The 9111-nt window shown below is 61.6% G+C and carries 7 protein-coding genes, 3 tRNA genes and 1 pseudogene; 7 read left to right on the forward strand and 4 right to left on the reverse strand.

The annotated features are described in order from the left end of the window. Both PG896_RS19540 and PG896_RS19545 read right to left on the reverse strand, forming a co-directional pair. Nucleotides 1-303: pseudogene (locus PG896_RS19540) on the reverse strand (hypothetical protein); the annotation flags it as partial. Nucleotides 304-419: 116 nt separating this feature from the next. Next, nucleotides 420-1319 (reverse strand): LysR family transcriptional regulator, encoded by a 900-nt coding sequence (locus PG896_RS19545; protein WP_113979016.1) that lies wholly within the window; start codon nucleotides 1317-1319, stop codon nucleotides 420-422. A 100-nt stretch (nucleotides 1320-1419) separates the two neighbouring features. Between PG896_RS19545 and PG896_RS19550 the strand changes: the two genes are divergently transcribed. From PG896_RS19550 to PG896_RS19560, 3 genes are all read left to right on the forward strand, one after another. Continuing rightward, on the forward strand, nucleotides 1420-2058 hold the full coding sequence (locus PG896_RS19550) for an NAD(P)-dependent oxidoreductase (RefSeq protein ID WP_113979017.1): 639 nt from the start codon (nucleotides 1420-1422) through the stop codon (nucleotides 2056-2058). Between the two features lie 347 nt (nucleotides 2059-2405). Continuing rightward, nucleotides 2406-3428 (forward strand): isopenicillin N synthase family dioxygenase, encoded by a 1023-nt coding sequence (locus PG896_RS19555; protein ID WP_113979019.1) that lies wholly within the window; start codon nucleotides 2406-2408, stop codon nucleotides 3426-3428. A 93-nt stretch (nucleotides 3429-3521) separates the two neighbouring features. Then, nucleotides 3522-4685 (forward strand): trans-sulfuration enzyme family protein, encoded by a 1164-nt coding sequence (locus tag PG896_RS19560; RefSeq protein WP_113979021.1) that lies wholly within the window; start codon nucleotides 3522-3524, stop codon nucleotides 4683-4685. Nucleotides 4686-4769: 84 nt separating this feature from the next. Here the strand turns inward: PG896_RS19560 and folD are convergent, their stop codons facing one another. After that, nucleotides 4770-5627 carry a bifunctional methylenetetrahydrofolate dehydrogenase/methenyltetrahydrofolate cyclohydrolase FolD gene (folD, locus tag PG896_RS19565; protein WP_270836105.1) on the reverse strand — a complete coding sequence of 286 codons (858 nt, stop codon included), beginning with the start codon at nucleotides 5625-5627 and terminating at the stop codon, nucleotides 4770-4772. A 203-nt stretch (nucleotides 5628-5830) separates the two neighbouring features. Here folD and PG896_RS19570 point away from each other — a divergent pair. The 4 genes from PG896_RS19570 to PG896_RS19585 all read left to right on the forward strand — a co-directional run bounded on the left by PG896_RS19570 (nucleotide 5831) and on the right by PG896_RS19585 (nucleotide 7598). Next, nucleotides 5831-5907 (forward strand) — tRNA-Pro (locus tag PG896_RS19570). A 36-nt stretch (nucleotides 5908-5943) separates the two neighbouring features. Continuing rightward, a tRNA-Arg gene (locus tag PG896_RS19575) sits at nucleotides 5944-6020 on the forward strand. A gap of 124 nt (nucleotides 6021-6144) precedes the next feature. After that, a tRNA-His gene (locus PG896_RS19580) sits at nucleotides 6145-6220 on the forward strand. 160 nt (nucleotides 6221-6380) lie between these two features. Next, complete coding sequence (locus PG896_RS19585) at nucleotides 6381-7598, forward strand: J domain-containing protein (RefSeq protein WP_041211539.1); 1218 nt, start codon at nucleotides 6381-6383, stop codon at nucleotides 7596-7598. Nucleotides 7599-7736: 138 nt separating this feature from the next. Here PG896_RS19585 and PG896_RS19590 read toward each other — a convergent pair whose 3' ends face one another. Beyond that, nucleotides 7737-9065, reverse strand: coding sequence for a helicase-related protein (locus tag PG896_RS19590; RefSeq protein WP_270836106.1), 1329 nt, complete (start codon nucleotides 9063-9065; stop codon nucleotides 7737-7739). Nucleotides 9066-9111: the final 46 nt, after the last annotated feature.

Consider the following 9111-nt stretch of genomic DNA (forward strand, 5'->3'; position numbering starts at 1 on the left):
TGCGCGAGCAGCTATCACCCAGTAATGGGAATCCCCCTCCTGTGACGCGAAGCGCTAAGGTGGGGGAGGATGTCAAGCTCAGCTTCAGCTCGCGCACATAGTGAGCCACCGTCTAGCCGTCTCATGCAGGAATACCCGTTGCAACTGCCAGCGAGACCAGCAGCTCTGCCGGGCCAGCGCCTCCAGGGAGAGCGGCTGATCCAGATTGGCATGGATGTAGTCGAGCACTCGCTCGATGCGGGTGAGGTGGGCGCGCGCCTCGGGTGCCGGCTCACGGAGTGGGTGGGGAGAAGTCGGTGTCATGATGCGCTTGAGACCACGCCAGCAGAGGGCGCTCTGGCCCGGGAGGGCCACATTAAACAGGGGTGTCGCGCCGACCGCAAGGCCGGCGCACCGCCTGGCTATTCATCCCGCCCCGCTCAGGGTAGACGGCTCTGGCCATGCTCGGCAAAGTGGCTGCGAAGGGCGCTGATCACCCGCCGCACCTTCTCCGGGATCTCCCGCTGGGGGGTGATGGCATGGATCTCCATGGGAGGGGCCAAAAAGCCCGGCAGCAGCACGAGCAATCGACCGGTGGCGATATCTTCTTCTATTTCACCTTCCGGTTGCAGCGAAATCCCCTGCCCTGCCAGGGTGAACTGGCGCAGGGGCAAGACGTTGTTGCACAGCACCCTGGGCTTGGGCTTGATCTTGTGGACCTCCCCCTTCTCGTCCAACAGCAGTATCCCACCCCCCAGCATGTCCGAGGCCAGCCAGTCGTGGGCCAGCAGATCCGCCGGGCTGCGCGGCGTGCCCTTGCGTGCCAGATAGGCGGGCGAGGCACACAGCAGCATCCGGGTCTGACCCAGTCTGCGCGCCACCAGGGTGGAATCTTCAAGCGTGCCGACCCGCAGCGCCACGTCGATGCGATCCTTGATGAGATCCCGCTTCTCGTCGTCGGCAATGATCTGGATGCCCAGGCCCGGGTGCGCCTGCAGCAGCGGCGAGAGCGCCCGCGCCAGGGGCTGGCCCGCCATCCCCACCGGCGCGGTGATCCGCACTTCTCCGAGCAGGCTGTCGCGCACCTCCGAGAGGCGCAGCTCGGTGTCGTTCAGGGTCTGCTGCAACGACTGGCAACCCTGCCACACCACTTCCCCCGCCTCGGTCAGGCTGAGGCGGCGGGTGGAGCGGTGCAGCAGGGGCAGGCCGAGCTGGCTCTCCAGTTGACTGATATGCTGGCTGACGGCAGACGGGGTCATGCCGAGGGCCTTGGCGGCGCCGGTCATGCTGCCCGCCTCCACCACGGCGGCGAAGATGGCGTAGCGTCTGAGCTGATCCATTATGAAGCCCTGCTTACAAGTGAATGCAATTTTAAGTGGATTATTAAATCACACTCGGGGGCGTAGGATAGCCCCATTCCCACAGTGAAGGAGAATTCCCATGAAGATTGCCCTCATCGGTGCCAGCGGTTTTGTCGGTTCAGCCATCCTCCAGGAGGCCGTCAGCCGCGGTCATCAGGTCACCGCCATCGTGCGTGACGTGAGCAAGGTCGCCGCTCACCCGCAAGTCACCACCGTGGCGGTGGACGCCCAGGACAGCCAGGCACTGGCCGGGGTGCTCAAGGGGCACGATCGGGTGATCAGTGCCTACAACCCGGGCTGGAGTGCCCCGGACATCTACGATCAGTACCTCAAGGGGGCCAGCGCCATCGTGGCCGCCGCCAACGACGCCGGGAGCTGGCTGCTGGTGGTCGGCGGTGCCGGCAGTCTGGAAATCGCCCCGGGCGTGCAGCTGGTGGACACCCCGGAGTTCCCGGCAGAGTGGAAGCAAGGGGCCCTCGCGGCCCGGGACGGTCTCACCGCCCTTCGCCGGGAAACCACCCTCGACTGGCGTTTCGTCTCCCCACCCGTGTTCCTCGAACCCGGCGAGAAGCGCGGCGGTTACCGCCTTGGCACGGATCAGGTGTTGTTCAGCGGCGAGCAGCCCGCGGGGATCACGGTCGGCGATCTGGCGGACGGGGTGCTGAACGAGGCGCAAGCACCGGCTCACCTGCGCCAGCGTTTCACCCTGGGTTATTGAGGAAAGGCGCGCCAGCAACCCTTCCCATGACAGTCACACGGAGGGAGGCGGATGCCTCCCTCCGCCTTTTCTCTCCCGCGTCTATCCCGTCACGCCAATGTCGCTCTCACCCGGTACGGCAGATCGCCGCCTGAGCCGCCCGTTGCTCGTTCCATTCGCTCAAGTCCGAATTACATTTCGAATTTTGTATATAACTAAGAATATTTTGTTGCTTCCACCTTATAACCTCGAACAGTAGCATCACCCTCAACCCAAACGGCGCCACTCAAGAAGAGTGCGCCCCGGTTTCGCAACACCCCGCACGCCGGGGCACGCAGACCCCGTTCACGGAAAGTGAGGAGATGCCCATGACCACCCCATCATTGCCGATCATCGATCTCGCCGCCCTCAAGGGCACCCCGGCTGCACGCAGCCGGATGCTGGCGCAGCTTGGCCAGGCCGCCCGCGAAGTGGGCTTTTTCTATCTGGTGGGCCATGATCTGAGCGAATCGGCGCGCCAGGAGACCCTGGCGCTCGCCGCCCGCTTCTTCGCCCTGCCACTTGAAGAAAAACTGGCGGTGCAGATGGTCCACTCCCCCCACTTTCGCGGCTACAACCAGGTGGGGGCAGAGCTCACCCGGGCACGGCCGGATCTGCGGGAGCAGTTCGATATCATGAACGAGGCCCAGGCCCTGCCTGTGGCGCACATTCGTGAACCCTGGCAGCTCCTCATCGGCCCCAACCAGTGGCCCGCCGCCCTGCCCGAGATGAAGACACGTCTGCTGGCATGGCAGGATCGACTGAGCGACATCACCCTCACCCTGCTGGACGCTTTCGCAGAGGTGCTGGGGCAGCCCGCCGGAGTATTTGACGAGAGCATTCGCGGTGCCCCCTACCAGCACATGAAGCTCATTCACTACCCCGGACAACCGGAAGGCAGCAGTGGTCAGGGGGTAGGTGCCCACAAGGATCCCGGCTACCTGACGGTGGTGATGCAGGACGATCACTCCGGCCTCGAAGTGGAGACGGCGGATGGCTGGATCCCCGCGCCCCCCCTGCCGGGCGCCCTGGTGGTCAACATCGGCGAGCTGCTGGAGCTCGCGTCCGACGGCTACCTCAAGGCCACCCTGCACCGGGTGGTGAGCCCCCCTCCCGGGGTATCGCGCCTCTCCTGCGCCTTCTTCATGGCGGCAAGGCTGGATGCGACTGTGCCACTGCTTAGCCTCTCCCCCGAGCTGGCGGCGCTGGCCGAAGGGCCCCAGAGCGATCCCGCCAACCCGCTCTTTTATCAGGTGGGGGAGAACGTGCTCAAGGGGAGGCTGCGCTCCCACCCGGATGTGGCGGCCCGCCACTATGCAGGCGAGCCGCAGCGCGAGCCAGCGCTAGCCTGACAACGCCGCCACACCACATTAGAAAAGGGGCGCGACGGCGCCCCGGATAACACAAGCAGTCGGGCAACAGCCTGGCAATGACGGAGTACAAAAATGAAATTCAAGACCATGAGCGTGCACAGCGGCCAGCGGATCGATCCCCAGACCGGCGCCCTCACCACCCCGCTCTACCAGAGCAGCACCTTCAGCTACTTCAACGCCCAGGCGGGCAAGGAGCGCTTCGCAGGTCAAGCCCCCGGCTTCATCTACAGCCGCTTTGGCAACCCTACCACCGCCGAGCTGGAGCAGAAGCTGGCAGCCCTCGAAGGTGCAGATGAGGCACTGGTGGTGGCCAGCGGCATGGCGGCGGTGAGTGCCATCATGTATGCCCTGGCCGACAGTGGTGATGAAGTGGCCTATATCGGCCCCCTCTACGGCGGCACCGATGCCTTCCTCAAGCAGACCTTCAGCCGCGCCGGCATCAAGATCACCGCCTACGAGAGCGATCAGGCGCTGCTGGCCAACATCCGCCCCGCCACCAAGGTGGTACTCTTTGAAACCCTGACCAACCCCACCCTCAAGGTGGTGGATCCGCGGGTGGTGGTGGAGGCGGCCCGCAAGGTGGGTGCCATCACGGTGTGTGACAACACCTTCCTCACCCCCTATCTGCTGCGCCCGCTCGAGCTTGGCATCGACATCGTCATGCACAGCGGCACCAAGTACCTGGGCGGTCACGGCGACATCATCGCCGGGGTGGTGGCGGGCTCTCACGCGCTGATGAAGTCGATTCGCACCGTGGCCCTCAAGCACATCGGCTCCCCCATCGGCCCGCAGGAGGCCTACCTGCTGCAACGGGGGGTCAAGACCCTGCCCCTGCGCATGGATGCCCACCTGCACAACGCCCAGAAGGTGGCTGACTTCCTGGCCGCCCATCCGGCGGTGAAAAAGGTGATCTACCCGGGCCTTGCCAGCCATCCGGGCCACGATGCCCTCGGCGCCTTCGCCAGCGGCTTTGGCGGCATGGTGAGCATCGAGCTGGAAGGCGGGTTTGAGCGCTGCGCTACCCTGCTCGACAACCTGCAACTCTTCGTGCAGGCGGTGAGCCTCGGCGATCTCGAGAGCCTCGCCTGCCATCCGGCCAGCACCACCCACGCCGCCATGGACGAGGCGAGCCGCCTCGCCGCCGGGGTCAATGACGACCTCATCCGCTTCAGCATCGGGGTGGAAGATGCCGACGATCTGATTGCCGATCTGGCCGCCGCCCTGGCCCTCCTCTGATATCCAGTAGCGATCCGGGCGAGTGACGCAATAAAAAAAGGGAAGGCAATGCCTTCCCTTTCTCTTTTCTGCCCGGCGCCCTCATCAGGCGTCGTGGTAATCCTGGCAGGCGCTCAGGGTGTTCTCCATCAGGCTGGCGACCGTCATGGGGCCCACGCCCCCCGGTACCGGCGTGATGAAGGCGGCGTGATTACGCGCGGTCTCATACTCCACATCTCCCACCAGGGAGCCGTCCGCAAGGCGGTTGATGCCCACGTCGATCACCAGGGCACCGGGTTTGACCCACTCCCCCGGAATGAAGTTGGGCTTGCCCACCGCCACGACCAGCAAGTCGGCCCGGCGCACCTGGGTCTCCAGATCCTGGGTGAAGCGGTGACAGGTGGTGGTGGTGCAACCGGCCAGCAGCAGCTCCAGCGTCATGGGACGCCCCACGATGTTGGAAGCCCCGACCACCACCGCATACAGACCGTGGGTCTTGACGCCGGTGGTCTCGATCAGGGTCATGATCCCCTTGGGTGTGCAGGGTCGCAGCGCCGGGATGCGCTGGGCCAGACGACCCACGTTGTAGGGATGGAAGCCATCAACGTCCTTGTCGGGACGAATGCGCTCCAGCACCTGGGTGGTATCGCAGTGGGCCGGCAAGGGCAACTGCACCAGGATGCCGTCCACTTCAGGATCCTCGTTGAGCTGGTCGATCAGGGACAGCAGCTCCGCTTGTGTCGCCGTGGCGCTGAGGTCATAAGAGCGGGAGACAAATCCCACCTCTTCACAAGCGCGACGTTTGCTGCCCACATAGACTTGGGAGGCCGGATCCAGCCCCACCAGGATCACCGCCAGACCCGGTGCCCGTTTCCCCTGCGCCAACCGCTGTTGGACTTGCGCGGCGACCTGATTGCGAATCGTTTGCGCAACCTGTTTTCCATCAATGATTTTGGCAGACATCGTTCTTCACTCACCATGTGTTCAACTGCGGCGCATTGTCGCATTTTTTTGGCGCGGGTGTTAGCGGCTCTCGCAGGGAGGGCAATAAGTAGGCACTTGAATTTACTGGCGGAAAAAGTCGTTGACGCTGACTTTGGCGCTTGGGTATGATGCCCGCCCGTTGTCCAGTGGTGCCGCCGAAGGTATGCTGGATGGCGAATTTTCGGTGATTAGCGCAGCCCGGTAGCGCATCTGGTTTGGGACCAGAGGGTCAAAGGTTCGAATCCTTTATCACCGACCAGGTTCATCGGGAAATCCCCGGATTTCTTGATACAACGCGCCCTTAGCTCAGTCGGATAGAGCAACGGCCTTCTAAGCCGTGGGTCGCAGGTTCGAATCCTGCAGGGCGCGCCATTTAAAATGTGTTTTAAATCATTGAGTTATTGATGAAGAGTGTGACTTATCGTCCATTCGGCAGATTATCTCAGGATGACCTTGGCCAGGCCTTGGCAGACACAAAATGGCGATGATTTCAGTGGTGGTTGTAGCTCAGTTGGTAGAGTCCCGGATTGTGATTCCGGTTGTCGTGGGTTCGAGCCCCATCAGCCACCCCATTATTTCTCTGTTGTTGCTATCTGTCGCGTAAGAAAGGCTTTAATATGGCCAGCAACTCATCTGCAAGGCAGACTTCGCGCTATTTATGCGCGGCGATAAACCGGCCCCGCGCCAGTTTTTTTGTTTTAGCGAACAAAATAACGCCTATGGAGGCGGCCTATGTCTCTTCGTAATCCAGCTCGCAAGCAGCCCGCTCGCCAGCCCTCCCCCACGACGGGTAACCCCGCCCTCGATCTCTTCCACCGCAACTGGCAAGCGCTCGAAAAGCTACAGGCAAAAATCGACAAGCAAACCCTCAACGGCCGCGATATCTATCAGCGCTTCACCAGCGACATCGAACCCCTTGAGCGTCAACAATGCGAGCTCATCTTTGCCCTCACCAAGCGACTGACCGACTTTACGGCTCGCAAGAGCTTTACCCAGTGGCAACGGGAGACCTTGCACCACTGGATCCACGATCTCATCAACTATCTCGAGTCCAATCCGTTTCGTGGCGAGATGGATTTGGCCCCCCTCTATCACCAAATCCAAACCAATACCGCCCTGCACATGGATGACGAACAGCTCGACTATCAGTGTGATGAACTTACCCATATGCTGATGGAAACTTGTGGTCACTGCCCCGAAGACATCGACACCTTGCGCGATATGGTCAAAAACCCCGCTCTGTTGCACGAGTACCTGATAAACGCGGCGAAGCAGAAAATGGCCAACGGGAGTGACACCGCTGGTGAGGAAGAGGATGCCCTCTTCGACGATGATGAGTTGTTTGCCGATGAGTCCCCCTTCGGCGCTGAGCAGCAAGATGCTTTTGCCCACACGCGCACCCGTCGTGAGCAAGAGGAAGAGATGCGCATCGAACAGCTGTTCAGCAAATCCAGCCTCAAGCAGCTCTATCGCAAGCTCGCCCTGGCGCTGCACCCGGATCGGGAACCCGACCCCGCCATGCAGGCGGAAAAGACCCGCATCATGGGCCAACTCAGTCAGGCTTGGGAAAACAAAGAGATGTTCACCCTGTTACAGCTGGCCCACGCTCACCTACCCGAGTTCGATAACCTGCTCAGTGACGAGAACCTCGCTTACCTCAACCCGATGCTGAAACGCCAGCTACGCGAGCTCGAAGTCAGCTACTACGGCGGGCAAGACGGGCTAATGGGCGCGGTGCTGCACAAATTCAAGCAATCATCCAAGAAAAAGACCGAGCAGGCCTTTGCCGAACATCGGGACTATTTGCTGCGTGATATCGACCACCTGACTGCCCAGCTGGCCGAGATCACCACCCTGCAGACCCTCAAACCCTATCTGGCGGCCCGCTGGGATCAGCAGCAAATAAGGTGGCGTGAGGAAGAGGACGATATGGAATGGCTGTTTCGGTAACGGCCAGCGCTGACCGACCATCTCCCCAAACAATCAAGGCGCCACTGGCGCCTTGATTGCTTTCACGCTGCTGGTTTTTACACTGCTTGTTTTTACACTGCTTGTTTTTACACTGATCGTGCTATCGGATAGCCAGCCTTAAATCAGGGTCACCTGACGCGCTTTGGCATCAGGCGCCAGCGCCTGTTCCTCATCGTGGATAGTTGTGAAGGGCTCAGGGGAAATGGCGGCTGCCGATGCGATTTTGCGCTGCTGATATTGGGCCAGACGCAAGTCCAGCAGCTCTTGCACCATGCGATGCAGAGGATCGATATCCTCCTCACTCACCGCGAAGCGTGGGCAGAAGCGATCCTCCCTTACCTCGAACCAGTACTCCCCCTTGGCGCCTGGATTGCCGCCACTGCTGAACTTGATCGGATTGCTCTTCCAGTAACTGAGCCAAGCCGGGCTGTCGGCGCTCAGGGCTTGCTGCTTGACCGGTAGATCGAGGCGGGCCAGCTCGGGATGCCGCTCAAACAGGTAACGGGAGTGGCTGGCCAGCGCCGCCAAGGTGGGTGGCTCACGCAGGCCGTCGAGTTCGAGCAGCGCCAATAGCAGGATCAACTTGAAACTCTTGGTGAGCGCGGTGTGCTCCACCCCCGAACGCAGAAAGTCGCCGTGCCGGTTCAGCACGCGCAGCTCCTCCTCCCCCAGATCACCCGCTTGGGCGAGCAGCTCAAACCAGCCCCCCTGTTTTTGGGTATCGAAACGCAGTTGCTCACCCAGCCGGACTGCCCAGGTTTGCCGCGCGGTGGGGCGATAGCCGAGGTGCTCTTTGAGGGTCTGATAGGTCTCAATCAGAGTCGGTTTCTGCTGCTTTTTTAACAGCGCCAGCAGCGGAAGCAGCTTGGGATCCAGATTGATAAAACAACCTGCCGCCAGCGGCATCGCCCTGTTTGCGTGCGTTGGTGGGCGGGTCAATTGCGTTTGCAGCAGCTGGGGCTTGTAGAGACACGCCTTGTGATTGCCCACCAGATCGATCACCACCAGGCGTTCTTTGCCTTGATAGAGGCGCAAGCCCCGCCCCAACTGTTGCAGGAACACGATGCGCGACTCGGTGGGACGCAGCATCAGCACGGTATCGATGGCGGGCAAGTCGGTGCCTTCGTTGAACAAATCTACCGAGAAGATGATATCGAGCTCGGCGGCGGCCAATTGCTCCTGGGCGGCTTGTCGCCCCTGACGGGAGCCCGCATAGACGGCTACCGCCCGCACTCCGGCTTGCTGGAAGACGCTGGCCATAAAATCGGCATGACGGGTCGAGATGCAGAAGGCCAGCGTGCGCTGCTGGCGTAAACGTCGCCACTGGCTAAGGGCGTGCTGAGCCCGCTTCTGACTGGCGAAGGCACTCTCCAGCGCATGGGGGTAAAACTGACCGTTGCGCCAAGGCAGCGCGGCATCATGTACAGGATCTTTAGCTACAACCAATTGAAATAGATAGAAAAAAGGCTTCGTTTGTGATCTGATTTAATCG

The organism is Aeromonas sp. QDB30 (genome assembly GCF_027707645.1).
GTDB classification, from domain to species: Bacteria; Pseudomonadota; Gammaproteobacteria; order Enterobacterales; family Aeromonadaceae; genus Aeromonas; species Aeromonas caviae.